Annotated in this window: 23 protein-coding genes, 1 tRNA gene and 1 pseudogene; 3 read left to right on the top strand and 22 right to left on the bottom strand. The window is 73.4% G+C overall.

Features of this window, described 5'->3' with window-relative positions:
- Positions 1-118: 118 nt before the first annotated feature.
- The gene (locus ASD33_RS13820) at positions 119-1,474 is read right to left on the bottom strand and encodes a peptidoglycan-binding protein (protein ID WP_056558449.1); all 1,356 of its coding nucleotides are present in this window, start codon (positions 1,472-1,474) and stop codon (positions 119-121) included.
- A 184-nt stretch (positions 1,475-1,658) separates the two neighbouring features.
- On the opposite strand from ASD33_RS13820, the gene ASD33_RS13815 reads away from it, so the two are divergent.
- Positions 1,659-1,732: transfer RNA gene (locus ASD33_RS13815), tRNA-Lys, on the top strand.
- A gap of 79 nt (positions 1,733-1,811) precedes the next feature.
- Here the strand turns inward: ASD33_RS13815 and ASD33_RS34130 are convergent.
- From ASD33_RS34130 to ASD33_RS13745, 14 genes and pseudogenes are all read right to left on the bottom strand, one after another.
- Positions 1,812-2,582, bottom strand: a pseudogene (locus tag ASD33_RS34130) (glycoside hydrolase family 6 protein).
- A gap of 410 nt (positions 2,583-2,992) precedes the next feature.
- A complete protein-coding gene (locus tag ASD33_RS13805) occupies positions 2,993-3,661 on the bottom strand; it encodes a class F sortase (protein ID WP_056558443.1) in 669 nt (222 codons plus the stop codon).
- A gap of 2 nt (positions 3,662-3,663) precedes the next feature.
- Positions 3,664-4,242: a hypothetical protein gene (locus ASD33_RS13800; RefSeq protein ID WP_242426977.1), complete on the bottom strand. Its 579-nt coding sequence runs from the start codon at positions 4,240-4,242 to the stop codon at positions 3,664-3,666.
- A gap of 114 nt (positions 4,243-4,356) precedes the next feature.
- The gene (locus ASD33_RS13795; RefSeq protein WP_056558438.1) at positions 4,357-5,136 is read right to left on the bottom strand and encodes an HAD-IIA family hydrolase; all 780 of its coding nucleotides are present in this window, start codon (positions 5,134-5,136) and stop codon (positions 4,357-4,359) included.
- Between the two features lie 79 nt (positions 5,137-5,215).
- Entirely contained in the window at positions 5,216-6,754 is a 1,539-nt protein-coding gene (locus ASD33_RS13790) for an alkaline phosphatase family protein (RefSeq protein WP_056558435.1), read from the bottom strand.
- 151 nt (positions 6,755-6,905) lie between these two features.
- Positions 6,906-7,964, bottom strand: a complete 1,059-nt coding sequence (locus ASD33_RS13785; RefSeq protein WP_056558432.1) for a 2-aminoethylphosphonate ABC transporter substrate-binding protein — start codon at positions 7,962-7,964, stop codon at positions 6,906-6,908.
- 24 nt (positions 7,965-7,988) lie between these two features.
- Positions 7,989-8,786, bottom strand: coding sequence for an ABC transporter permease subunit (locus ASD33_RS13780; protein WP_056558429.1), 798 nt, complete (start codon positions 8,784-8,786; stop codon positions 7,989-7,991).
- The gene (locus tag ASD33_RS13775; RefSeq protein WP_056558427.1) at positions 8,773-9,651 is read right to left on the bottom strand and encodes a 2-aminoethylphosphonate ABC transporter permease subunit; all 879 of its coding nucleotides are present in this window, start codon (positions 9,649-9,651) and stop codon (positions 8,773-8,775) included. The genes ASD33_RS13780 and ASD33_RS13775 overlap by 14 nt, the downstream gene beginning before the upstream one ends.
- Complete coding sequence (locus ASD33_RS13770) at positions 9,644-10,702, bottom strand: ABC transporter ATP-binding protein (RefSeq protein ID WP_056558424.1); 1,059 nt, start codon at positions 10,700-10,702, stop codon at positions 9,644-9,646. Before ASD33_RS13770 ends, ASD33_RS13775 begins: the two co-directional genes overlap by 8 nt.
- Positions 10,699-11,346: a phosphonatase-like hydrolase gene (locus ASD33_RS13765; protein ID WP_056561351.1), complete on the bottom strand. Its 648-nt coding sequence runs from the start codon at positions 11,344-11,346 to the stop codon at positions 10,699-10,701. Before ASD33_RS13765 ends, ASD33_RS13770 begins: the two co-directional genes overlap by 4 nt.
- A 44-nt stretch (positions 11,347-11,390) precedes the next feature.
- Positions 11,391-12,527, bottom strand: a complete 1,137-nt coding sequence (locus ASD33_RS13760) for a TIGR03364 family FAD-dependent oxidoreductase (protein WP_056558420.1) — start codon at positions 12,525-12,527, stop codon at positions 11,391-11,393.
- Between the two features lie 134 nt (positions 12,528-12,661).
- On the bottom strand, positions 12,662-13,420 hold the full coding sequence (locus ASD33_RS13755) for a GntR family transcriptional regulator (RefSeq protein ID WP_056558418.1): 759 nt from the start codon (positions 13,418-13,420) through the stop codon (positions 12,662-12,664).
- A 50-nt stretch (positions 13,421-13,470) separates the two neighbouring features.
- On the bottom strand, positions 13,471-14,436 hold the full coding sequence (locus ASD33_RS13750) for a hypothetical protein (RefSeq protein WP_056558415.1): 966 nt from the start codon (positions 14,434-14,436) through the stop codon (positions 13,471-13,473).
- Positions 14,437-14,705: 269 nt separating this feature from the next.
- Positions 14,706-15,767: an ROK family transcriptional regulator gene (locus tag ASD33_RS13745; protein ID WP_056558412.1), complete on the bottom strand. Its 1,062-nt coding sequence runs from the start codon at positions 15,765-15,767 to the stop codon at positions 14,706-14,708.
- Between the two features lie 56 nt (positions 15,768-15,823).
- Between ASD33_RS13745 and ASD33_RS13740 the strand changes: the two genes are divergently transcribed.
- Positions 15,824-16,936, top strand: coding sequence for a Gfo/Idh/MocA family oxidoreductase (locus tag ASD33_RS13740; protein WP_056558410.1), 1,113 nt, complete (start codon positions 15,824-15,826; stop codon positions 16,934-16,936).
- Between the two features lie 144 nt (positions 16,937-17,080).
- Here the strand turns inward: ASD33_RS13740 and ASD33_RS13735 are convergent, their stop codons facing one another.
- The 5 genes from ASD33_RS13735 to ASD33_RS13715 all read right to left on the bottom strand — a co-directional run bounded on the left by ASD33_RS13735 (position 17,081) and on the right by ASD33_RS13715 (position 21,644).
- On the bottom strand, positions 17,081-18,664 hold the full coding sequence (locus tag ASD33_RS13735) for a choice-of-anchor A family protein (protein ID WP_079044758.1): 1,584 nt from the start codon (positions 18,662-18,664) through the stop codon (positions 17,081-17,083).
- Positions 18,665-18,832: 168 nt separating this feature from the next.
- Positions 18,833-19,690 carry a fumarylacetoacetate hydrolase family protein gene (locus tag ASD33_RS13730; RefSeq protein ID WP_056558408.1) on the bottom strand — a complete coding sequence of 286 codons (858 nt, stop codon included), beginning with the start codon at positions 19,688-19,690 and terminating at the stop codon, positions 18,833-18,835.
- Positions 19,691-19,828: 138 nt separating this feature from the next.
- Positions 19,829-20,548: a YidC/Oxa1 family membrane protein insertase gene (locus ASD33_RS13725; protein ID WP_079044757.1), complete on the bottom strand. Its 720-nt coding sequence runs from the start codon at positions 20,546-20,548 to the stop codon at positions 19,829-19,831.
- Between the two features lie 104 nt (positions 20,549-20,652).
- Positions 20,653-20,949: a DUF6412 domain-containing protein gene (locus tag ASD33_RS13720; RefSeq protein WP_056558405.1), complete on the bottom strand. Its 297-nt coding sequence runs from the start codon at positions 20,947-20,949 to the stop codon at positions 20,653-20,655.
- Positions 20,950-21,119: 170 nt separating this feature from the next.
- Complete coding sequence (locus ASD33_RS13715; protein WP_079044756.1) at positions 21,120-21,644, bottom strand: helix-turn-helix domain-containing protein; 525 nt, start codon at positions 21,642-21,644, stop codon at positions 21,120-21,122.
- Positions 21,645-21,739: 95 nt separating this feature from the next.
- Between ASD33_RS13715 and ASD33_RS13710 the strand changes: the two genes are divergently transcribed.
- A complete protein-coding gene (locus tag ASD33_RS13710) occupies positions 21,740-23,215 on the top strand; it encodes an MFS transporter (RefSeq protein ID WP_056561345.1) in 1,476 nt (491 codons plus the stop codon).
- A gap of 124 nt (positions 23,216-23,339) precedes the next feature.
- Here ASD33_RS13710 and ASD33_RS13705 read toward each other — a convergent pair whose 3' ends face one another.
- Together ASD33_RS13705 and ASD33_RS35465 are read right to left on the bottom strand one after the other, a co-directional pair.
- Positions 23,340-24,806 (bottom strand): sodium:solute symporter family protein, encoded by a 1,467-nt coding sequence (locus tag ASD33_RS13705; protein WP_056561340.1) that lies wholly within the window; start codon positions 24,804-24,806, stop codon positions 23,340-23,342.
- Between the two features lie 38 nt (positions 24,807-24,844).
- Positions 24,845-25,012: a hypothetical protein gene (locus ASD33_RS35465; protein WP_157870040.1), complete on the bottom strand. Its 168-nt coding sequence runs from the start codon at positions 25,010-25,012 to the stop codon at positions 24,845-24,847.
- Positions 25,013-25,023: the final 11 nt, after the last annotated feature.

Here is a 25,023-nt window from a genome sequence, read left to right as displayed (position 1 = left end):
GAGGGTGCCGTCCGTCAGGCGTCTCGCCGTGCGCGCCGCGTCACGTGAGGCCGCCGCGCCGGAGTCCGCGGGGTTCGGGGTCGATGCCGTCATTCGGGTCCACCTCATGCTCTCGGGGTCATCGGAACAAGCGCCGCCAGGTCTCCGGGCCCGGGTAGCCGTCGGCCGCTGCGCCGCGCCAGCCCTGTGCCCGCTGGAACGCCTCGACGTTGCGGCGGTCCGCCTCCGTCCAGCGCGGACCGGGTCCCGACAGGTAGTGCTTGCCGAAGCCCCGCTTCACCAGTTGTTTGCCCAGCTTCTCCACATATGCGTTGGATTGGCCCGGACGGAAGGAGCCACGCCCGGGAAAGTCCGTCGCATGCGTGCTCGGGCCGCTCGAACCACCCGAACCGCCGATTGACTTGCCCCCGCCGGTCACGAGGAGCCGCCATGTCTGGGGGCCGGGCAGACCGTCCGCCTCCTTGCCCTTCCAGCCCTGCGCCAGCTGGAACGCCTGGGTCGCGCGCCGGTCCGCCTCGCCCCACTTCGGGCCGGGCCCCGCGCTGTAGTACTTCTTGGCGCCGCGGTCGACGAGGAGCTTGCCGAGCTGGGTGACGTAGGCGTTGTCGGCGCCCGGACCGAACATGGCCGTCCCGGGGTACGGGGTCGCCGTGGGCGTCGCGCCGCCGCCGGTGCTGCCGCCGCTGACCACGCCCTTGTAGCGGTAGGCCACGTACCGGCTGGAGTTCTCCCAGTACGCCATCGGCGTCGCCTGCTTGCGGGTGCGCGGCTTGGTCTGCTCGTACGCGACGTACGAGGTGTGGGTGTAGTCGGTCCAGCCGCCGAAGATCGTCACGTGCGAGCCGCGCGTCGGGTTGGCCGGATTGTGGAAGAGCAGGATGTCGCCGGGCTGGAGCTCGGTGCGGTCGATCCGCTCGGCGAAGCGGTCGAGGCTGCCGGTCCACTCGTTGCTGCGGAGGTTCCAGGCCATCGAGATGTAGCCGGAGCAGTCCTGGCGGTAGCCGTCGGACCAGTACGCGTTCATGGAGTACGGGACCTGGGCGGCCACCCACAGCTTGGCGCGGTTGATGATGTCGGCCCGGGTCGTCTGCCGCAGGGTCCCGGTCGAGATCTGACTGGTCGTCGGGGCCGCGATCGGGGAGGGCCCCGAGCCGGGCGCTCCGTGCAGCGGCTCCCGGCCGCCCTGCGGGGTGTCGGCCGCCGGCTCGGCGGCCCGGGGCGTCCCCTCGGTCAGGTCCGCCGGGGTGAACGGACCCGCCGGCGGGGGCATGGCCGCCACCGCCCCGGCCCCTCCCCCGCCGAGCACCACGCCCGCCGCCGTCACCAGGACCAGGGCCCGGCGGGCGCCGTGCGCCGCGGGGTGGCCGCCCGCCCGGACCGGCAGGCCAAGCGCGAGGTCACGCCGCTGCCGGGCGCACCCCGGGCAGCCGCAGTCGGCCGCGGGTTCGAACTCCTCGAAGACCGGCACGCTCATGCGATTCCCCTCCACACTCGTCAAGATCTTTTGACCCTTGGTTTCGGGCGTCAGTGTCTCAACTGTCTGGACAAATCGCATTTTGACGGATCGAAGGCCTGATACGACCATCCGACAGGCCGGTGGTGACCGGTATTGGTCAGGAGCACACCCGCACGTCAGGTAGAGTTATCTCTGTCAGCAGGCGCCGCTAGCTCAGTTGGTTAGAGCAGCTGACTCTTAATCAGCGGGTCCGGGGTTCGAGTCCCTGGCGGCGCACGCAGAGTCAAGACCCCCTCACCGATGGTGAGGGGGTCTTGTTCGTTCTCCGTCGAGTTCCGGCCTTTCCCCGATGGAACTACCGTGCGTTGCGGGCGAGTTCCTGTGCGTACACGTCGAACCACTCCCCCGCCTTCGGGCCGCCCCTGCACAGGTCGTCCGACTCGCCGGGCCGCTTGATCCAGATGTACGCCGCGACCAGCGGGTCCCCGGTCCGCCGGTCGGCGGCTCGCCGAGCGCCCGGCCCGGCGGGTTGCACCAGCTGTCGCCCGGGGCGCCCTCGACCCAGGGGCCGTTTCCGTTGCGGCTCGTGTCGATCACGAACGGTTTGCCCCCGACCAGCGCCGAGAGCTGTCGGCCGTAGGCGGCGCTCTCCTCGGTGGTCCGGAAGTTCGACACGTTGACCGCGAAGCCGTCCGCGTCCGCGATCCCCGCCTCCCGGAGCGGGCCTCCCAGCTCGGCCGGCCGGCCCCAGCCGACGTTGCCGGCGTCCAGGTAGACGGTGGCGGCCGGCTGCGGCGGCCTCCGTCAACGCCCGGGTCTCCTCCTCGGGCCGGTCGGGGCCGATCCACTGGGCCTGCGGCCGGGAGGAGATCCGCCGCAGCAACTCGGCCTCGGCGGTGCGGCCGGCGGCGAGGTGCTCGGCGACGGCGCGGGCGGCCTTGCCGTCGGGGTTCACCCAGTAGGGGACGGCAGGGGTGGGATCAGGGGTGGCGTCCGGGCCTCCGGGGCCCGGGGCGGCGGGGCGCGGGGCCGGGGACGTACAGCCGCGGAGAGCGGCGAGGAGAAGCAGGAACGCGGCGGCCGGGAGGGTGAACCCGGCTCGGCACGCGGACGGACGTGCGGACAGTTCAGGGCCCCTCGGACACGTACGGAGCGGTCGGGGTCATCGTGGCACGGCAGACCTCTGGGCCGGGCGAGGCGGGGCCTCTACAGTGGCCGCAACCCGACCTCCCGCGGCGGCACCGGGACCCTCCCGCGCCCGTGAGCCACGCGGTCGAGGACCGGCCCGGTCGGCGGGGTGTGGCTCCGCCGACCGTGGCCCGGTCCGTGCGGTGGGCTCCGCCGGGTGCGGTCCGGTCCGTGCGGTGCGCTTCGGGTGGGCGTTCAGGCGGTAGGAGCCTCGGCCCGGCAGGGGCGGTGTCCCGTTGTGCCCACCCGTCCCGCCCCAGCGGGACGAATGCCCACAACGCGGGGGCGGTGTCCCGTTGGGCCTACCCGCCCCGCCCCGCGGGACGAAGGTCCACAGCGCGGTGGGCCTCAGGGGGCTTCCGTGCTCGTCAGGTACGCCGAGACCACCACGTTCGCCGTGTACGTGTTCGAGGCGCGGTCGAAGGTGCCGCCGCAGGTGATCAGGCGGAGTTCCGAGCGGCGCGGGTCCCGGGCGCCGTAGACCTTGCTCGGGTCGAAGTGGTCCCTGGGGTGGACCTGGACGTCGTCCACCGTGAACTCGGCGACCGAACCGTCCGTCCGGGTGACCCGGACCTTCGCGCCGGGGCGGGCCGCGCTCAGGCCGTAGAAGACCGCCGGGCGGGTGTCCGTGTCGACATGGCCGACGAGCAGGGCCGCCCCGGCCGCGCCCGGACGGGTCCCGGAACCGAACCAGCCCACCGTGTGCGGCATCTCGAAGGGCGGCGGGTCGATCGCGCCCGTGTCGTCCAGGCCGCGCGCCACGACGGGCGCGCTGATCCCGAGGGAGGGGACCTCCACCCGCCGGGGCTCGGCGCCCGCGATCGGGTCGTGGGCGGGTGGCAGCTCCACGCCCAGCGGGCGGCCGACCGCGGCGATGTCGCCGGTGGTCGGCGCGGAGCTGCCCCCGAGGCCCTCGGTGGCCTCGCGGCCCCAGAGCCAGAGCCCGAGCAGCAGGACCGCCCAGGCGACGCCGGTGACGAATCGCCCGGTGCCCGCCGGGCGGGTTCCGGACGACACCGTCACTCCGCGCCGGTGCCCGAGCCCGTACCGGACCCGGTGGCGCGGCGGCGGGAGCTGCGGAAGGCGACCGCGACGGCGGCGACGGCGGCCATGCCGAGGCCGAGCAGGGTGTACGGGGTGCCGAGGCCGCTCTCGGTGGCGGTCTGGGCGACGCCGGGAGCCGCCGGGGCGGCGAACGCGGCGGTGCCGCCGCCGCCCGCGCGGACCGGGGCGACCGGGCTCGGGTGGTGGGTCGGCTCATGGGTCGGCTTGTGGGTCGGCCGCTGGTGCCGGACCTCCACGGTGCCGACGTCCGGGTGGTCGTGGCCGTCGCAGGTCACGCCGACCTTGTACGTGCCGTTCTCGAGACCGGACTTGATCGTGGTGTCGCCGAACAGCGGGGCGCCGCCGCCGTCCCGGCCGGTGAGCTCCGCGTCGGCGACGAACGCCTGGGACCTCGCGGCACCGGTCGTGCCCTTGCAGCCCTGGACGCGGACGTCGATGTCGGCTCCGGGCGAGGCGGTGGACGGGGTGACGGTGACCTTCACCCCGTCGTGGGCGTACGCGCTACCGGCCGTGGGTGCCAGTACGAGTACCAAGGCCGCCCCTGCGGCACGGAGAGCAATGGAACCTGAACGCATCGTGACCTCCTGGTACTGGCAGGTTCACCCGGATCGGCACATTTCGCATCCGCAGGGGCCGGCGAAAGTGCCCTAGACGCGGTCGACGAGGTCCGCGATCGACGGGACGATCTTCGACGGGCGGAACGGGAAGCGGTCGATCTCCGCCTGGGTCGTCAGGCCGGTCAGCACCAGGAAGGTCTGCATCCCGGCCTCCAGACCGGCCAGGATGTCGGTGTCCATCCGGTCGCCGATCATGGCGCTGGACTCGGAGTGGGCGCCGATGGCGTTGAGGCCGGTGCGCATCATCAGCGGGTTCGGCTTGCCCGCGAAGTACGGGTCCTTGCCGGTGGCCTTGGTGATGAGCGCGGCGACGGAGCCGGTGGCCGGGAGCGGGCCTTCGAGGGAGGGGCCGGTCTCGTCGGGGTTGGTGCAGATGAAGCGGGCGCCGGCGTTGATGAGCCGGACGGCCTTGGTCATCGCCTCGAAGGAGTACGTACGGGTCTCGCCGAGCACCACGTAGTCCGGGTCGTGGTCGGTGAGGACGTAGCCGATGTCGTGCAGCGCGGTGGTGAGGCCGGCCTCGCCGATGACGTACGCGGTGCCGCCGGGGCGCTGGTCGTCGAGGAACTTGGCGGTGGCGAGGGCCGAGGTCCAGATGTTCTCGACGGGGACTTCGAGGCCCATCCGGGCGAGCCGGGCGTGCAGGTCGCGGGCCGTGTAGATCGAGTTGTTGGTGAGGACCAGGAAGGGCTTCCCGGTCTCCCGCAGCTTCTTGATGAACGCGTCGGCGCCGGGGATCGGCACGCCCTCGTGGATGAGGACGCCGTCCATGTCGGTGAGCCAGGATTCGATCGGCTTGCGCTCTGCCATGGGTGCGGGACTCCTGCCGTACGGGCGTGCGGTGTGCTGGGGGCGCCGCGACAGCGCTGTGGCGACGCCCCCAGCCTAATCAGGATGCGGTGATCTTGACCCCGTCGATCGTCCAGTACCAGTTGTTGGCACCGGTGTAGCGGAAGCGGAAGCTCACGCTGGTGGCCCCGGCGGGGACCGGGACGGAGAGCGACTGGGGCTGCGAGACGACGTCGGCGGTGTAGTTCTTCACCACGGTCGGGGTGCCGCCGTTGAAGACCGCCTGGACCTGGCCGGTCTGGCCGCCCTCCTGGCGGTAGAAGGTGATGAAGTCCAGGGTGACCCGGCTCGCCCCGGAGACGCCGTACGCGGGGGTGACCAGGGTCGAGTCGTACGTACCGGAGAAGCTCTTGTCGGCCCATTCGTCGGAGTCGGCGACGGCGAACACGCCCCGGGCGCGGACGTTCAGCTCGCGGGACTGGTCGCGCTGGGCGCGGGACCAGAACTCGTCGGTGGCGAAGGACCAGCCGCGCCACTCGGTCATGCCGCCGGTGCCCATGGCGTTGTTGATGACGGACCAGCCGCTGGGCGCGGTGTGGGTGAAGCCGAGGATCCCGGCGGGGATGCCGGTCTCGTCGACGCGGCCGCCGAGCGAGCCGTGGAGGCTGTCGAAGGCGTCGGTGGAGCGCTCCTGGATCGGCTTGCCGTCGAGGCCCCACGCCGGGTCGGGGGTGATGCCGAGCTGGTGGAAGACGGTGGCGGCGACGTCGACGAGCCGGGTGTCGATGGGGCGGGCGCCGGCGGCGATGCCGGGGCCCTGGGCGAGGACGAAGGTGCGGCGCTCCTCGATGGAGGAGCCGCCGTGGCCGCCGGCGTCGGTGTGGCCGTGGTCGGTGGCGACGAGGACGGTCCAGCGCTCGGAGGCGTAGGTGGGGCGGGCCTGGATCGCGGCGAGCAGCCGGCCGAGGTAGCCGTCCTGGACGTCGATGGCGTCGGTGTACTTGGGGCTGGCGGCGCCGTAACCGTGGCCGATCTCGTCGGTCTCGCCGAAGTAGACGAAGAGGACGTCGGGGTTCTGGTTGCGGAGGACGTCCTCGGTGATCTCGGTGATCGTGAGGTCGTTGACGGCGTAGTCGTTGTCGTAGACGAGCTTGGCGTCGGCGCCGGGGGTGACCGTGCCGAAGGTGTCGAGCTCGGGCCAGTCGACGGCGGCGAAGAGGGAGAGCGCCGGGCGGACCTGGTTCAGGCGGGCGAGGAAGCCGGGGTACCGGCCGTAGTCGCGGCCGGTGAAGGTGTTGTCCTTGACGCCGTGCTTGTCGGGCCAGACGCCGGTGGAGATGGTGGACCAGCCGGGGCCGGAGGAGGTCGCGGCCATCGGGCTCGCGTAGAGCAGGGAGCGGCCGTAGGTGCCGTTCGCCATCAGGGACTTGAGGTTCGGGGCCTTGGCGGCGTCGATCCGGTCGTACCGCAGGCCGTCCATGCCGACGACGAGCACCTTGTCCTGGCTGGTGCCGTTCGGGAGCGTGGGCGAGGCGGCCGCGTGGGCGGCGGGCGCGGTGGCCAGGCCGGTCGCGGCGACGGCGGCGGTGGCACCGGCGGCGGCGAGCACGGTGCGGCGGGAGATGCCGGTGATCGGCATGTCGGAGTCCTCCGTGGAATTCCGTGGAAGGGGTGGGGGCACGCCAACGCCCCTGATTCCTCAGGGGCGTTGGTCCGTACCCGTTATCTTTCCGCGATGTCCGGAGGCTTTCCAGCGTCGTACGGTGAACTCTTGGTGCCCATCGGCTCCGTCAGCTGCCGGTGGCGGACTTCCAGGCGTCCACGTACGTCTTGAGGTTCTTGTCGATGTCGGTCCAGTCCGGTTCGAAGACCTCGACGCCGTCCATCAGCTTCGCCAGCTCGATGGCGTTGGCGTCGGTGGCCTTGACGTCCTTGCGGGCCGGGAAGCCGCCGCCGATGGCGCTGACCTCGCGCTGGGCGTCCTCGCTCAGCATGAAGTCGAGGAGCTTCTTGCCGTTCTCGGTGTGCGGGGCCTTGTTCACCAGGCCGGCCGCGTAGGGCAGGGCGAAGGTGGTGGGCTTTCCCGTGCCCTTGGCCGGGAACCAGATGCCGAGGTTCGGCATGGACTTGGACTGCGCGAAGTTCATCTGGACGTCGCCGTTGGCGACGAGGAGTTCGCCCTTGTCCACCTTGGGGGCGAGCTTGGAGGTGGAGGAGGACGGGCCGACGTTGTTGGCCTGGAGCTTCTTCAGGTACTCCAGGGCCGCCTCCTTGCCGCCGAAGTCGTGCATCGCCTTGATGAGGACGGCGGTGCCGTCGCCCGCGACGCCGGGGGTGGAGTACTGGAGCTTGTTCTTGTACTTCGCGTCGAGCAGCTCCTCCCAGCTCTTCGGGGCGGCGGGCAGCTCCTTCTTGTTGTGGACGAAGCCGAAGTAGTTGTTGACGACGGAGGTCCAGGTGCCGTCGCCCGCCTTGTCGCCGCCGTCGACCTGGTCGGCGCCCTGCGGGGTGTAGGCCTGGAGGAGGCCCTTGGAGCCGGCCTGCTGGATGAAGGGCGGCAGGGTCACGAGGACGTCGGCCTGGGTGTTGGTCTTCTCGCGGAGGGCGCGCTGCACCATCTCCCCGGAGCCCCCCTCGACGTACTTGACCTTGATGCCGGTCTTCTTCTCGAAGTCGGCGAAGACCTTGTCGTACCAGCCGTCGCCCGCCTCGCCCTTGAGGCCGTCGGCGCTGTAGACGGTGACGGTCTTCTCGTCGGAGGCGGCGGAGGAGCCACCGCAGGCGGTGAGGCCGGCGGCGAGGACGAGGGAGCCGGTGAGGGCGGCGATCGGCTTGGTGTACGTACGCATGACGTCGTTCTCTCCTGAGGATCTTTAGCGGAAGGAGGCCTTGGTGCGGATACGGGAGACGGCGAGCAGGGCCAGCAGGGTCGCCCCCATGAGGACCACGGCGAGCGCCGAGCCGGTGAAGAGGGAGCCGCGGTCGGTGGCGGTGAAGATGAGGACCGGGAGGGGCATCCAGTCCGGCGGGTAGAGCATCATCGTGGCGCTCAGTTCGCCCATGGACAGGGCGAAGCAGAGTCCGGCGGCCGCGTTCAGGGACGGCAGCAGGAGCGGGAGTCTCACCCGCAGGAGGACGTACGAGGGGCGGGCGCCGAGACTGGCCGCCGCCTGCTCGTACATCGGGTCGAGCCGCCGGATCGCGGCCGACACCGACTGGTGGGCGAACGCCGTGACGAGCACGGTGTGCGCGAGGATCACGATCCAGCGCGTGCCGTTGAGGAGCACCGGGGGCTGCGAGAACGCGACGAGGACGGCGAGCCCGACGACCACGGAGGGCACCGCGACCGGCAGCATGAACAGGGCGTCGAGGACCTTCTTGCCCTTCTTGCCGAGCGCGGCGCCGGCGAGCGCGGCCCAGGTGCCGACGGTCAGCGCGATCAGGCTCGCGGTGACGGCGGTGACCAGGCTGGTGGTGAGTGCCTGGAGGGACTCCCCGCGGACGGCCGCCGCGTAGTGCCCGGTGGTCGGCCCGGAGGGGAAGGCGCCGGACCAGTGCGTGGAGAACGAGGCGGCGACGACGACCAGGAGGGGGAGCGCGAAGAGCGGGACGAACAGGACGGCGAAGGTGATCCAGGCCGTCCATCTGCCCGTACGGCTATGCACCAGCACGTCGGCTCACCCCCCGGTAGAGGACGTAGAGGCCCACGGAGAGGGCGACGTTGACGACGGCGACGACACAGGCGGCGGCGTAGTCGGATTCGAGGATCGCCTTGCTGTAGACGAGCATCGGGAGGGTCGTGACGCCCTTGGCGCCGGTGAAGAGGACGATCCCGAACTCGTTGAGGCACATGACGAGGACGAGGCTGCCGCCGGCGGCGAGCGCGGGCAGCGCCTCGGGCAGGATCACCCGCCGGACGATCCGCAGCGGCCGGGCGCCGAGCGAGGACGCCACCTCCAGCTGGGCGGTCTCCATCTGCGAGAAGGCGGCGAGCAGTGGCCGCATCACGAACGGGGTGAAGTACGTGATCTCGGCGAGGAGGACGCCCCACGGGGTGGTCAGGAACTGGAAGGGGCCCGTCGGGTCGCCGGTGACGTCCGTCCAGACGCCGTTGGCCATGCCGACCGTGCCGTAGAGGAACAGCAGGGCGAGCGTGATCAGGAAGGACGGGAAGGAGAGGAAGACGTCGATGAACTTCGACACCGCCTTCCCGCCGGGGAACGGGACGAAGGCGATCACGACGGCGAGCACGAAGCCGAGGACGAGACAGCCGGCGGTGGCGGCGACGGCGAGCCAGACCGTGGTGACGAGGGCCTCGCGGAAGGACGCGGAGGCGAAGACGTCGGCGTACGCGCCGGGGGCCAGGGACTCCTGGACGACGAGCGCGAGGGGGTAGAGGAAGACGACGGCGAGGGCGGCGACCGGGGGCAGGGCCCAGACCCAGGCGGGGAGGGAACGGCGGGCCGGGCCGGGGGGCGTCGCCGCCGGCGGCCGGCCGGTGCGCTCGGCCGGCGGGGCGGCCACGGCGCTAGCCATCGGACACCCCCGCCCCCAGCAGCACCGCGTCCTCGGGGGCGAAGTGCAGCGTCACCTCGGTCCCGAGCAGCGGCGTCTCCCGCAGCTCCCGCACGTCCGCCTTCACCCGGTGGCCGCCCACCTCGACGTGGAGCCGGTGGGTGGAGCCGCGCCACTGGACCTCGCGGATGCGGCCGCGCAGCGCGTTCGGCCCGTCGCCGAGACCGACCAGGTGCGGCCGGACGCAGAGGGTGGCTCCCGCTCCCGGCAGGGCGTCGGTGACGGGGACGTCGAGGGTGACGCCCTCGAACACGACCCCGCCCCCGTCCCCGTCCACCGTCACCGGCAGCAGGTTGGCGTTGCCGACGAACGAGGCCGTGAACTCCGTACGCGGACGGCGGTACAGGTCCTGCGGGGTGCCGCAGTCCTGGAGCCGGGCCTTGTCCATGACGGCGATCCGGTCCGCGAGGGTCAGCGCCTCGACCTGGTCGTGGGTCACGTACAGGATCGACACGTCGGGGAGCTCGCGGTGCAGCCGGGCCAGTTCGGCCAGCATCCCGGAGCGCAGCTGGGCGTCGAGCGCGGACAGCGGCTCGTCGAGGAGGAGGACCTTGGGCCGGATGGCGAGCGCGCGGGCGATGGCCACGCGCTGCTGCTGGCCGCCGGAGAGCTCCCGGGGGTACCGGTGGGCGTAGGCCGCCATGCCGGTCATCTCCAGGGCCTCGGCGACCCGGCCGGGGATCTCGCCCTTCGGCGCCTTCTGCGCCTTCAGACCGAAGGCGACGTTGGCGTCGACCCGCAGGTGCGGGAAGAGCGCGTACTGCTGGACGACCATGCCGATCCCCCGCTTGTACGGCGGGAGGCCGGTCACGTCGCGGTCGCCGATGAGCACCCGCCCGGAGGCCGGCCGCACGAATCCGGCGACGGCCCGCAGCGCGGTGGTCTTGCCGGAGCCGGAGGGCCCGAGGAGGGCCATGACCTCGCCGGGTTCGACGGTCAGGTCGAGGCGGTCGAGGACGGTGGTGCCGCCGTACGCGACGGACACGGCGTCGAAGCGGATGCCGCTGGTCATGCCTCGGACTCCTGGATGAGCGTGGGGAGTTCCGCGACGGAGGCGAGGACGTGCGTGGCGCCGTGCTGCCGGAGCGCCGCCCGGTCGTGCGCGCCCGTCAGGACGCCCGCCACGATCCCGGCGCCCGAGCGGACGCCGCTGAGCATGTCGTACGAGGTGTCGCCGGCGACGACGATCCGCCGGACGTCGTCCACGGCCGCCGTACGGAGGAAGGCCGCGAGGACCATGTCCGGGTACGGGCGGCCCCGGCCGCCGGCGTCGGCCGGGCAGAGGGTCAGTTCGACCAGGTCCCGCCAGCCGAGGGCGTCGAGGATGGCGTCCTGGGTGACCCGGGCGAAGCCGGTGGTGAGGACGACGGTCCGGCCCTGCTCCTTCAGCTGGGCGATGGCCTCGGCGGCGCCGGGGAGCGGGGCGATCAGGCCACCGTCGACCAGCTCTCCGTAGGCCGTCTCGAAGGCGGCGTTGGCCTCCTTCGCACGGGTCTCGTCCCCGCCGAAGAGGTGCCGGAAGACGGAGATCTTGGACTCGCCCATGGTGGCGCGGACGTAGTCGATCATCGTGGCGGGGTCTTCGCCGAGGCGCTCGGCGGCGGCCGTGAAGGCCCGCTCGACGAGCCCGCCGTCGGCGACGGTGGTCCCGGCCATGTCCAGGACCACGAGGTCGTGCGTGGGGTTCTCGGTCACGGTGTTCACCAGCCCAGTTCGTTCGCGGTCGTCTCGGCGATGGCGGGCGAGCAGGTCATGCCGCGCCCGCCGGGCCCGGTCACCAGCCACACGCCGTCGCGGACCTGCTGGCGGTGCACGACCCGGCTGGTGTCGACGCACTGCGCGTACACCCCGGCCCAGCGGCGCCGGATCTTCGGCAGCGGGCGGCCGAGGAAGGACTCGACGACGCGGGTGAGGTGCTCGTAGGGGTCTTCGAGGGTGTCGAAGGCGAAGGGGTGCTCGTACTCGTGGGTGTCGCCGATGGTCAGTCCGCCGTCGAGGCGCTGCACCATGAGCAGCTGCATCTTGTGGGCGGCGGCGGTGGGGTCCTGCGCCTGGCCCTCGTTGAGGGCGTCCAGGGCGGGGGACGCGTACGCCGGGTAGTAGCGGAAGGAGTCGGCGTCCGCGACGGAGGTGGTGAGCCGCTCGCCCAGGGGTTCGGTCTGCATCATCTGGAGCCGGACGCGGCGGACGGGTATCTCGCCGGCGATCTCGCGGACGAGGCCGGAGAGCGCGGCGCCGGTGCACAGGACGACGGCGTCGCCGGTGTGGACGTCCCCGTGGTCGTCGCGGACGGAGCTGGTTCCATTCCCGTTGGCACCGACGACGTCCCGGACCTCTCGGTTCGGCAGGAAGGTGTACTTCCCGGTGGCGAGGAGGGCCTCGCGGAGGGCGAGCTGCGCGAGGCGCGGCTCGACGGCGGCGTCCCGCTCGCACCGGAGCGCGGCCTCGAACGTGCCGCGCAGGGCCGGGTTGACCGCGCGGGCCTCGTCGGCCGTGAGCAGCTCGTAGCCGCGTGCGGCGGCGTCGGGGCGGGCCACGGCGGCCTCGGCGACGGCGAGTTCGAGCTCGTTCCGCACGGGGGTGAGGGAGCCGATGGCCCGGAAGCCGAGTCCGGGGACGCGGGCCCCGATGCCCTCCCAGAGTTCGCGGGCGCGCAGGGCGGTGTCCAGCTCCTCTCCGCCCGCCCGTCCGCTCACCCAGATCTGGCCGAAGTTGCGGAGGGACGCCCCGCGCGCCTCGGCCTCGCGCTCGATGTGTACGACCTCATGGCCGCGTTCCACTGCGTGCCAGGCGTGCATGGTTCCCACCACGCCGGCTCCTACGACGATCACCTTCATGCCGTCGACGGTCGCGGGGGTGGGTGACCCGGACGGGGCCGGTGGGCGACGGGACGGTGAACGGCCCGACAAGCTTGGACCAGACCCGTTACCGTTCCGTGATTTTACGGAGGTGGGGGCCGGCGCCCGGACGGTCAGCCCTGCTGCCCCAGGTGGGCGGTGAAGCTGAAGCGGTCACCCCGGTAGAGGGTGCGGACCCGCTCCAGGGGCCGCCCGGCGGTGTCCCGGGAGACGCGGTGGAGCAGCAGCATCGGCAGCGCGGGCGGAGTGCCGATCAGCAGGGCCTCGCGGGGGGTGGCGAGGACCGTCTCGATCCGCTCGTCGGCGTCGCCGAAGGAGATGCCGAGGCGGTCGTGGAGGTAGGAGTAGAAGGAGGAGTCCGGGTCGAACTCGGTGTCCAGGTGCGGGGCGCGGGCCTCGGAGACGTACGTGCTCTCCAGGCCGACCCGCTCGTCGTCCGCGAGCAGCACCCGCTCCATGTGCCAGACGGGCTCGCCGCGTTCGGCGCCGACCTCGGGGGCGAGCGCCTCCGGGCAGGGGAAGCGGTCGAGCGAGATGAGACTGCGGCCGGGGCGGCGGCCCGCGCGGCGGACGCCCTCCGTGTAGCTGGCGAGCGAGAGGGGCTGTTCGAGCTTCGGGCCCGCGACGACGGTGCCCCGGCCCTGGCGGCGCAGCCTTCCCTCCAGGAGGAGTTCGCGCAGCGCCTGCCGGACGGTCTCCCGCGACACCTCGTACCGCACGGCGAGGTCCCGCTCGGTGGGCAGCAGCCCGCCCTCTCCCAACTCGTCGACCATCAGGGCGAGTTTCGCCTTGACGGCGTAGTACTTGGGCACGCGGCCGTGCTCCGGGATGCCGGAGTTCACGGGGGCGCCGGGAGCGTTCTGGTAGTTCACCGGGGGATGGTCGCAGACGGGGATGAACGGGAAGGTGTACGCGACGTGACTCAGCGGTGCCGGGCGCGGCGCCCGGTCCGGACGAGGACGGCGCCGAGCAGGACGAGCGCGGCGGCGAGCGGTGCGAGGCGGCGGACGAGGAGCCGGGTCCGCTCCTCCGACTCGCCGCCGGTACGGGCGAGTTCGGGGCGGTCGGCGTCCGCCTCGGGATCGGTCCGGCCGTCCGCCTCTGCCCGGCCCCGGTCACCGGGGGCGGTCGCGGCGGGCGGGCGCGGGGTGGCTCCGGGGGGCCGGGGGGCGGCGGATGTGTCAGGTACGGGCTCCCGGGGGGCGGTGGGATCGCCGGAGTCGGCCGGATCGGCGGGCCCCACGGTCAGCCGGTAGTCGCCGGACTCGCCGACCCAGTCGCCGTCGGCGCCCCGGCGCTGCACGATCGCCGCGTTCACGACGACCTCGTCGGGGGCGGTCTCCGCGCGGAAGGCGAGCCGTACGGGGACCGTGAGGGTACGTCCGGCGGGCACGGCGAAGCCGCCGAAACCGGCGAACGCGCCCACGTTCTCCGCCTCTTCGGTCGCCTCGAAGGCCACCGGGTGCCAGCGCGCGGACCCTTCGTCGTAGAACTCGAACCGGATCTGCTCGGGCTTCAGCACCCGGTCGCGGTCGGTGAGGACGAGCACCGGGTGGATGCCGGAGCAGGACGCGTCGGTGGTGTTGGTGAGGTCGAGCCGCCACTCCTGAGGGGCCCCGCCCGCGGGGTAGTCGACGGGCCCGCCGTGGATCTTGGTGTCGAGCGGGAAACCGGAGGTGGCCGGGGTGCCGCAGGTGGGGGCGGGGGGATCGGGGGCGGGGATGGCGGGGGCGGGGACGGCCGGGGCCGGGGTGGGGGCGGGAGTGGCCGCGACCGGGGTCGCCGAGGCGGGGGACGCCACGGCCAGGTGGGCCGTCGCGGTGGCCGCCAGCGCGGCCGCCGCGGTCAGTGCGCGGGCGCCGCGCGGTCGCAGGGGGGCGGATGCCATGGGCCGGACCTTTGCTGCTCGCGGACGAACGGGTCGGCCGCGACGCTGCCACGCGGGAGGGGGCGGGAGGGGCAGCGACACCCGGGGGCGCGCTCGGACGGCGGGGTGGATCCGCCCGATCGGCGTATGTTCGGACGGTCTGATGTTCCGACGTTTGGGGGTGCGGGGCGTCGGGGGTGCGGGTCTTGGGGTCTCCGGGGCTCCAGGACTCCGGGACTCCGGGCACCTCCGGGACCCAGGACTCCAGGACCCCAGATCTCCAGGGCTTCCTACTTCCCGAAGACCGGGGCGAGCGTCAGCCAGGCCGCCCCCCGGGCCACCGCGTCCCGCTCCGCCGCGACCGTCACCGGGGTCGTCAGGCCGAGGCCCGCCAGCACCTCCCGCACCCCGGCCGCGAACACCTCCGGCGCGGCGAGCACCACCCGCCCGCCCAGGAGCACCTGGTCGATGTCGAGGAGCCGTACGAGGTTCGCCGCGCCCGCGCCGAGGATCCGCGCGGCCTCGGCCGGTTCCCCGCGCCCGACCGCCGCCAGGCAGAGGACCTCCAGGCAGCCGCGCCCGCCGCAGTCGCACGGGGGCCCGTCGAGCAGCACGGTCTGATGGCCGAGCTCGCCGGCCCCCGTCCTGTCCCCGCGCAGCGGCGCCCCGCCGAGGACGAGGCCCGCGCCCAGACCCGTACCGAGGTGGACGTACGCGAACGAGCCGGGGGCGCCCGGACGGACGGCGAGGCCGAGCGCGGCGGCGTTGGTGTCCTTGTCGAGGACGACCGGCAGGGCGAGGCGGCGGGCCAGTTCCTCGCGGACGGGGTGCCCGGCCCACTGCGGGAAGCCCGTCACCCGGCCGGGCACGCCCGCGCGGTGGTCCAGGGGGCCGGGCATGGCCACGCCCGCCCCGAGAACGGGCCCGGGGGCCTCGGCCAGGACCCGCCGGACGTCCTCCGTCACCGCGTCGAGGACGGACCCCGTGCCCTCCCCCAGGCCCAGGGGGCGCCGGCGGAGGGTGACGACGGCGCCCGCGAGGTCGGCGAGGAGGGTGGTCAGCTCGTCGCGGTCGAGGTGGACGCCGACGGCGTACCCGGCGGAGGGGACGAGCCGCAGGACGGTACGGGGTTTGCCGCCGGTCGAGGCCCGGTGGCCGGCCTCCTCGGCGAGGCCCTCGGCGCGCAGCCGCGCCGTGATCTTGCTGACGGCCTGCGGGGTGAGGCCGGTGCGCTCGGCCAGCTCCAGACGACTGATGCCCGCCGCGCCCGCCGTCCGCAGCAGGTCGAGGACGAGCGCCGCATTGTGGCTGCGCAGTGCCGGCACGTTGACTCCACCCAGGTCCGTCTTCACCCGCCCATTGTCGCTGCCGCTTGCACTTCGGCAACACCGTTGCTTAAGTGAGACGCATGACTGGCACGGATACGACCGGCACGGACGGCACCACCCCCCGCACCCCCCTGCGCGTCGGGCTCGTCGGCTACGGCCTCGCGGGTTCCGTCTTCCACGCCCCACTGATCGCCGCGTCCGGGGACCTGACCCTCGCGGCCGTCACCACCGGCAACCCCGAGCGGGCCGCCGAGGCCCGCGCCGCCCACCCGGGCGTCCGCGTCGTCGCCGACCCCGGGGAGCTCTGGGCGGAGGGCGCGCCCGCGCTCGACCTGATCGTCGTCGCCTCCCCCAACAAGACGCACGTGGCCGTCGCCACGGCCGCCCTGGAGGCCGGTCTCCCCGTCGTCGTCGACAAGCCCCTCGCCGGGAGCGCCGCCGAGGCGCGCGGTCTCGCCGCCCTCGCCGAGGAACGGGGCCTGCTGCTCTCCGTCTTCCAGAACCGCCGCTGGGACAACGACTTCCTCACGCTCCGCCGGCTCCTCGACGAGGACGCGCTCGGCGAGGTCCAGCGCTTCGAGTCCCGCTTCGAGCGGTGGCGCCCGCGCCCCAAGGGCGGCTGGCGCGAGTCCGGGGCGCCCGAGGAGATCGGCGGCCTCCTGTACGACCTGGGCAGCCATGTCGTCGACCAGGCGCTCGTCCTCTTCGGTCCTGTGGTCTCGGTGTACGCGGAGTCGGACGTCCGCAGGCCGGGCGCCGAGGCCGACGACGACACCTTCCTGGCGCTCACCCACGCCGGCGGCGTCCGTTCCCATCTGTACGTGAGCGCCACCACCGCCCAGCTCGGCCCCCGCTTCCGGGTCCTCGGGCAGCGAGCGGGCTTCGTGAAGTACGGGCTCGACCCGCAGGAGGCCGACCTCCGCGAGGGGCTGCGGCCGGTCCCGGGGGCCGCGTGGGGCGTGGAGGCGGAGGCCCTGTGGGGCCGGCTCGGCGCCGGTGAGTCCCCGCTGACCGGCGGCGGAGCCCCGGTCGAGTCGCTGCCGGGCGACTACCCGGCGTACTACGCGGCCGTCGCCGCCGCCCTGCGCGGTACGGGCGAGAACCCGGTCACGGCCCACGAGGCCGCCGCCGCGCTCGACGTCCTGGAAGCGGCCAGGAGGTCCGCCCGCGAGGGCGTGACGGTGAAGCTCTGACGGACCCGCGTGCGGATCCGAAGGACCGCGTGGGGACCCGAAGGACCGCGTGGGGACCCGAAGGACCGCGTGGGGCCTGGCCGACCGCCAGCCCGGCCGGGACCTCGCGGGGCGGCGCGGTCCCGGCCGGGGTGGAGCGCTCGGTCAGCTCATGCGCCTCCGGCGCCGGGTGAAGGCCACGAGCGCGCCGCCGCCGAGGGCGAGACCGAGTGCCGTGGCACCCATGACGATCTTCCCGGTGCCCGCGCCGGTCTCGGGGAGCTGGCCGTGCGGGCCGTGGTTGCCGCCGCCGGAGTTGCCGTATCCGCCGTTGTCTCCGTAACCACCGTCGCTGCCGCCGTCACTCCCGCCGGTCGTCCAGCCGCCGGTCGTGTCGTCGGTGGGGGTGGGGGTCGGCTCGGTGGGGGTCGGGGTGGGCTCCGTGGGAGTCGGAGTCGGGTCTGTGGGAGTCGGGGTCGGATCCGTCGGCGTCGGGGTCGGATCCGTGGGAGTCGGGGTCGGGTCCGTCGGGGTCGGAGTGGGATCCGTCGGCGTCGGAGTCGGATCCGTGGGAGTCGGAGTGGGATCCGTCGGCGTCGGAGTCGGATCCGTGGGAGTCGGAGTGGGATCCGTCGGCGTCGGAGTCGGATCCGTCGGGGTCGGGGTCGGCGTGGGGTCCGTGCAGTCGGGCAGGTCGCCGTTGAACGGGTACGCGTGGATCTCCTGGCCACCGCCGCCGGTGGTCTCCGAGGAGTGCGTCAGGTTTCCGGTGGTGAAGAAGCGGCCGTTCATGCCCGGCATGGTGACCGTCGTCGTGCTGGCCTGGTTGCCGACCAGGACGCTGCCCGCGAACTGGGCCGTGCCCTCGAACTTCACCCGGCTCGCGTCCGGGAAGTTCCACAGCACGCGGTCGCGCAGCCCGTCCGGCAGCCCGGCGTTGTACGAGTCGACGACGCGTTCGCCGCCGAGGACGTTGACGAGGACGGTCGCGTCGGCCGGGATGCCCGCGAAGGTGATGCCCTGCTGGCCGCCGCTCGCCGACTCCATGTCGAAGTCGACGGTGAAGACCTGGAGCGAGGAGGTCCCGTCGCCCGTGAAGAGGGTCTCGTAGCCGTTGTTGACGGCGGTTCCGGTGGTCGTACGGGAGACCCCGTTCACGTACGCGTAGCACTGGCTCGCGTCGGTGAGCTGGTCGCGGAGCGCCGCGTACGGGGCGGCCGCGTCGGCCTGGTGCACCGGGGTGGGCGCCACCGTGCCGGAGAGCGCGCCCCCGTACCGTACGACGCCGCTGACCGAGCCCTCCTCGGCGAGCAGCCGCTGCTCGGGGGCGACGGTCAGGTCCTTGCCGACGGTGAGGAAGTCGGTGCCGTTGTCCGGGGGGACGCGGGAGCCGACGCCCGCGACGCCGACGTTGTAGACGGCCGACACCCCGGCCTTCTTGTTCTGGTCGAAGCCGCCGAGGACGACGATCTTGCCCTCGGCCTCGGCCGCCGACTCGCGGACGAGGAAGTCGCCGCCGACGAAGACGTTGATGTTGTTGTCGCGGTACACGACGTCGCCGCTGCCGATGTCGGGGTAGGGACCGGTGGGGCAGTTGCCGGGCTTGCAGGGGCCGAGGCCGCCCGGCAGCGGCTCGGCCCAGCCGCTCACGGCCAGAGCGCCGACCAGAGCGGTGGCTCCGACCGTGGAAGCGGCGATGACGGCGAGACGGCGTCGGTCACGGCGGCGATCATGCGTGTTTCGTTCCATATCCGGCAATATGCAAAAACCGGTACGAAAAAGGCGACGCCCCACGCGGGACGCCGCCGTATTCGCCGTCAGATCACCGCGATCGGGCCTGCGATCGGGCCTGCGATCGGGGATCGGAGCCGGGGATCAGAGCCGGGGATCGGGCGCCCGGGACGGGACGCCCGCGGATCAGGCGCCCTTGAGTTCCTGGCGCTGGCGGCCGAGGCCGTCGACCTCCAGCTCGACCACGTCGCCGGGGCGCAGGTACGGCTTGGGCTCCGGCTGCCCCATCGCGACACCGGCGGGCGTGCCGGTGTTGATGATGTCGCCGGGGTGGAGGGTCATGAACCGGCTGACGTACCGCACGACCTCGGCGACCGGGAAGATCTGGTCCGAGGTGTGCCCGTCCTGCTTGAGCTCGCCGTTGACCCAGAGCCGCAGGCCGAGCGCCTGCGGGTCCGGCACCTCGTCGGCGGTGACCAGCCAGGGGCCGAGCGGGTTGAAGGTCTCGCAGTTCTTGCCCTTGTCCCAGGTGCCGCCGCGCTCGATCTGGAACTCGCGCTCGGACACGTCGTGCGCGACGGCGTATCCGGCGACGTGCGCGAGGGCCTCCTCGTCGGTCTCCAGGTACCGGGCGGTGCGGCCGATGACGATCGCGAGCTCCACCTCCCAGTCCGTCTTCACCGAGCCGCGCGGTACGAGCACGGTGTCGTCGGGGCCGACGACCGTGTCGGCGGCCTTGAGGAAGACGACGGGCTCGGCGGGGGTGGCCTGACCGGTCTCGGCGGCGTGCCCGTGGTAGTTCAGCCCGATGCACACGACCTTGCCGATCCGGCCCACCGGCGGGCCGACGCGCAGCCCCGTGGCGTCGAGCGCGGGCAGCACTCCGGCGCCGGCGGCGGCCCGGACGCGGTCCAGCGCGGAGGCGTCGGCGAGCAGACTGCCGTCGATGTCGTCGACCAGCGCGGACAGGTCGCGGAGTGTTCCGTCCTGGTCGAGCAGGGCGGGACGCTCGGCGCCGGGCGGGCCGACACGCAGCAGCTTCATGGACTTCTCCCTGTGGTCGAGGCGGGCCCGGGAAAGGCCCTGAGGTACCCCGGCCGATGGAGTGCGGCCATCGGAAGGATTGGTCGATCCTCCAAGAGAACGGGTCACTCTGCAAGACCCCGTTCACGCACTGGACCCTTACGCGGGAGTAACCAGGGCCGCCTGCGGCATGTCCCGGTAGAGGAAGGCCCGCTCGACGGCGGTCCAGGTGGTGCTGGTGACGATGTAGAGCGCGGCGGCCAGCGGGACGGCCGCGACCGAGAGCAGGGTCGCGAAGGAGAGCAGCGGCAGGAACTTGGCCATGCCCGCGGCCACCCCGGCGCCCGGCTGGCCGGGCTCCACCGCGACCGCCACCGGCTGCCGCTTGGCCCGGAGGTAGTTGTACGTGGCGACGGTGGCGACGATCGCGAAGAGCACGACGTAGACCAGGCCGGCCGGACCGAAGACCCCGCCGTGGGAGAGGGCGTCGGCGTAGTGGTCGCCGAGCGGGGCGGCGAAGAGGCTGTGCCCGGCCATCCGCCCGCTGGAGAACAGGTGGAACATCAGGAAGAACGCGGGCGCCTGGAGCAGGCTCGGCAGACAGCCGGCGAGCGGTGAGACCTTCTCCTTCGCGTGCAGTTCCATGATCGCCTTCTGCAGGCGGTCGGGGTTCTTGGCGTGCTTCTTGCGGAGCGCGGCGAGCTGCGGGGCGAGCCGGGTGCGTGCCTTCTGGCCCCGGGCGGCGGCCCGGGAGAGCGGGTGGATCGCGAGCCGTACGAGCAGGGTGAAGAGGACGATCGCGGCGGCCGTGGCGGTGTCGGCGAAGAGCGGCTGGAGCAGGTCGGCGAGCCGCTCGACCAGGGAAGCGAAGACGGACAAGGGGGAGCCCTCCGTGGGGTCTCGTCGTGCCGGGGAGATTCGGGTCTCGGCATGACGGATCCGCGTGAGGGGTGTCCGGGGTGAGGGGGTGGTGCGGGAGCTCCCTACGCGGCCGTCGGGAGGGGACGGCCGGGAGCACGGGGTCTGCGCCGCCCGGCGGCGTCGGGATCGCGCTGGGGCAGGAAGGCGGTGCGGCGCTCGCGGTCGCGTATGGCGGTGCGGACGGCGGTGGGCCGCACCGCCGGGGCCGTACGCGCTCCGAAGAGGGCGCACACGACGCCGGTCGCGGCGAGGGCGACGGCGGCGGAGACACTGGCGCCGTCGGAGAGGAGGAGGTCGGCGAGGGCGAGGAGGAAGAACAGCGGCGCGACGACGCGCAGGATCAGGGTCCTGATGGTCATCCCGTCACCCCCTCGCGTCTTTCCGTCTTCGGCCGTGCGGCCTTGGTCGACTTCGGTCTCACGGTGAAGACGCGCGGGGCGGCCCGGGAGTTCCCGCGACCCGCAGGAGTTCGCTCACCCCCCCTCAGGAGTCCCCGCACCCACTGACGTCAGGCCCGCTCCAGCGGATGTCAGGCATGCTCCAGCGGAACCAGGAGGCGGCGGGGGTGGAGCAGGGCGCGGCTGACGGGGTCGGCGGGGTCCCGGTCGAGCCCGGAGCCCGGCCGCATCTCGACGTCGGCGGGCGGCACGGCGACGCGGCAGACGGGGCATTCGCCGTACGGGCCGAGTTCGGTGCCGCAGTCGGCGTGGTGGAAGTGGCGTACGGGTAGGGCCCCGGGCACCTCGGCCCTGCCCCAGGCGCCGAGGGAGCGGAGGACCGGCCAGAGGGCCAGGCCGCGTTCGGTGAGCAGGTACTCGTCGCGCGGGGGCGAGTCCTGGTAGCGCCGCCGGTCGAGGACGCCGGCCTCGACGAGGGCCTGGAGGCGGGCGGCGAGGACGGCGCGGGGGGCGCCGAGGTGGACGAGGAAGTCGCTGTAGCGCCGGACGCCGTAGAAGGCGTCGCGCACGACGAGCAGGGTCCAGCGCTCCCCGACGACCTCGAGGGCACGGGCGATGGAGCACTGCTGGTGGGCGTAGTCCTTGCCGAGAGCCATGGGATCCATCGTACCCAATCAAGGTTCATTGAACGAACCCAGCTGGTACAGTGAGTTCGTTCACCGAACTGACCGAGGGGGTGGAGGTCCCTGTCATGCCCCAGCTCGCCGCCCTCGGGGCCGCCTCCCGGTCGACCGGCCGCGCCGGCCGGCCCGGGGCCGCCCTCGCCGTCACGGCCGTCGCCACCGCCGTCGCGCTGATGAACTACACGGCCCCGATGCTCACGCTCCCCGACATGGCCGCCGCCTTCGCGACCCCGGCCTCGGCGCAGGCCTGGCTGCTCAACGGCACCCCGCTCGGCCTCGCCGTACTCCTCCTCGTGGCCGGCAGCCTCGCCGACGCGCACGGGCGCCGCCGGGTCTTCCTCCTCGGCACCCTCACCCTCGGCCTCACCACCGCCCTCGGCGCGTTCGCGGGCTCCACGCTCACCTTCACCGCGGCCCGGATCGCCCAGGGCGCGGCGAGCGCGGCGGTCCTCGCGGGCAGCCTGGGCCTGCTCGCCCACGCGTACCCGGCGGGCCGGGACAGGATCAGGGCGACGGGGATCTGGGGGGCGTCGGTCAGCGGCGGCATCGCCCTCGGCCCCCTGCTCGCGGGCGCGCTGAGCCTGGCGGACTGGCGCCTGGCGTACGGGGTACTGGGCGCGGCGGCACTGGCGACGGCGGCGGTGGGGGCGCGAACGCTGACGGCCGACGCGGAGGCGACGGGGGCCCGGACGCCGACGACCGACGAAGCGGGGGCCCGGACGCCGCCGACCGACGCGGAGGCGGTGGAAGCACGGACGCCGAGGGCCCCCGGACCGGCACCCGAGCGCTCCCGCCCCGACATCGCCGGAGCGGTCGCCCTCGGCCTCGCCCTGGCCGCCCTGCTCACCGCGCTCACCCTCGGCAGGGACGGCTGGTTGCGGGCCCCGGTCGGGCTCCTGCTCCTGGGATCGGCCGCTCTGACGGCGCTCTTCGTCCTGGTCGAGCGCCGGAGCCGGGCGCCGATGGTCGACCTCGCCCTGCTGCGGAGGCCCGCGTTCCTGGCGTCGACGCTGGGGGCGCTGTTCACGGGCCTGGCGGTGATCGGCCTGTTCAGCGTGGTGCCCGCGCTGCTCCAGGGCGGGGCGGGGATGTCACCGCTCGGCGCGGCGGGGCTGTTCCTGCTCTGGTCGGGCACCGCGTTCGTGGCGGCGCTGCAGGCCCGCCGGCTCGCGGGCCGGCTCTCCGCCCCGTACCAGCTGGCCCTGGGCTTCGCCCTGTCGGCGGTGGGCGTCCTCGCCCTCCTCGGCGGGCTCGAAGGCCCCTGGCCGCGCCTGCTCCCGGGCCTCGTGGTGGCGGGCGTGGGCAGCGGCCTCCTGAACGCCGCCCTCCCCCGGCTCGCGGTCGACTCCGTACCGCCGGAGCGCGCGGCGATGGGCTCGGGCGCGAACAACACCGCCCGCTACATCGGCTCGTCGGCGGGAGTGGCCCTGACGCTGGCCCTGGTACCGGCGGGCCCGGACACGGCGCTCCTGGTGTCGGCGGGGCTTGCGGTCACCGGCGCGGCGCTCACCCTGGTACTGGGCGGACGGCGACGCGAGCGGTGAGCGGCGCGGGGGTCGGGGGCATCCGGGGAGAGACATCCGCAACCCGCAACCGCCCCGTCCGTCCGTCCGACCGTCCGTCCGACCGTCCGACCGTCCGTCCGTCCGGCCGCCCGGCCGCCCGGGATCACCCCCGCACACCCCCCACCGCCGCCTCCGTGAACTCCTCCCGCGCCAGCACCTCCTCGTCCGGGCGTTCGTCGCCCCGGTCCGGAGGCCCGTACAGGCTGACGGGAACGGCGACGGCGAGGTTGGCGACGAGGGCGAGCAGCCCCGCGTTGACGCCCCAGAGCGGATCGTTCCCGGAGAAGACCAGCGCGCAGACGAGCGCGACGCCCACCGCGAGCCCGGACACCCCGCCCACCAGGGTCATCCGCCGCCACACCAGCCCCAGCAGCACCAGCGGAAGCAGTTGCGCCATCCCCTCGTAGGAGATGAGGGAGAGGCGTACGAGGGTGTTGGGGGCGGTGTACGTCATGAGGAGCGCGAGCGCCCCCGCGACCACCACCACCAGCTGCGAGAGCCCCTTCTCGCGGGCGCGCAGCCGTGGCACGAGGCTGAGCACGCTCCGCCCCCACATGGTGCCGATGACCAGCATGAACACCGCCATCGGCACGATCGAGGAGAGCGCCGCCGCGACCCCGACGAGCCCGACGGCCCAGGCGGGCAGCGAGTCCGTGACCAGCTCGAACAGCGCGAGGTTCGACTCGGCGCCGACGAGCCCGGGGACGACGAAGAGGGCGGCCGTGCCGAGCAGCATGGGGACGAAGAGCAGGACGTTGTACGCGGGCAGCCAGACGGCGTTGCGGCGCAGGGTGTCGGCGTCGCGGGCGCCGAGGTAGCCGGCGACGGTGGTGGGGAAGATGACGACGGTGAGGGAGTTGAGGACGGTGGTGGAGGCGAACCAGCCGACGCCGTACCCGCTCTCCTCGCCCCCGTGTCCGGGCAGTTTCAGCCACTCGCTCTTCTCGTCGACGAGCCGCCCGAAGAACTCCCCGAACCCGCCGAAGTAGTGCAGCGGCACATACACGAAGAGGAAGCCCAGGGTGAGGATGACCAGCGCGTCCTTGAGCACGGACACCCAGGCGCTGCCGCGCAGCCCGCTCACCACGACGAAGCCGGTGGTGACGGCGAAGGCGAGGAAGTAGGCGGGGTTCAGGCCGATCGTCCCGTACGAGATCGTGGACACGACCACGCCCATGCCGGTGATCTGGAGCTGGATGTACGGCAGGAGGAAGACGGTCGCGAGGACGGCGACGGCGGCGCCGAGCCAGGGCCGGCGGTAGCGGTGGGCGGCCATGTCACTGAGGGCGACGAGGCCGTGCTTGCGGGCGTACCCCCAGAGCATGGGCCCGACGACGTACCCCACGGCGTAGCCGCAGGACATGTAGGCGACGACGTAGAGCACCGGGGCGCCGTAGTTGTAGCCCCACCCGGCGGCGCCGAGGTAGCTGAAACTCGTGTACCCCTCCCCCGCCATCAGCACCCAGATGAAGACGGGTCCGAGCGAACGCCCGCCGACCGACCAGGCGTCGAGCCCGCCAGTCTGGTGCCGGCGGACGGCCAGGAGCCCGAGGGCGACGGTCAGCACCATGAAGACCGCGAAGACGGAGACGGCGACGGCGGCGGAGCTCACGACCGGTCCCCCCGCCGCGCGAGGCCGACGGCGACGGGGGTGAGGAGGGTCGCCCCGAACAGCCAGAGGACGAACAGCGGCACCCGGTTCACGAACGGCAGCGCGATGACGAACAGGAGGTACGGAACGAGGAGCCACCACAGGTGGGGCCGGCGTCTGATCACCCGGTCGAGAC

Origin of the sequence: Streptomyces sp. Root1304 (genome assembly GCF_001426405.1) — a bacterium.
Lineage (GTDB): Bacteria > Actinomycetota > Actinomycetes > Streptomycetales > Streptomycetaceae > Streptomyces.
This window is presented reverse-complemented; position numbering and strand designations above follow the sequence as displayed.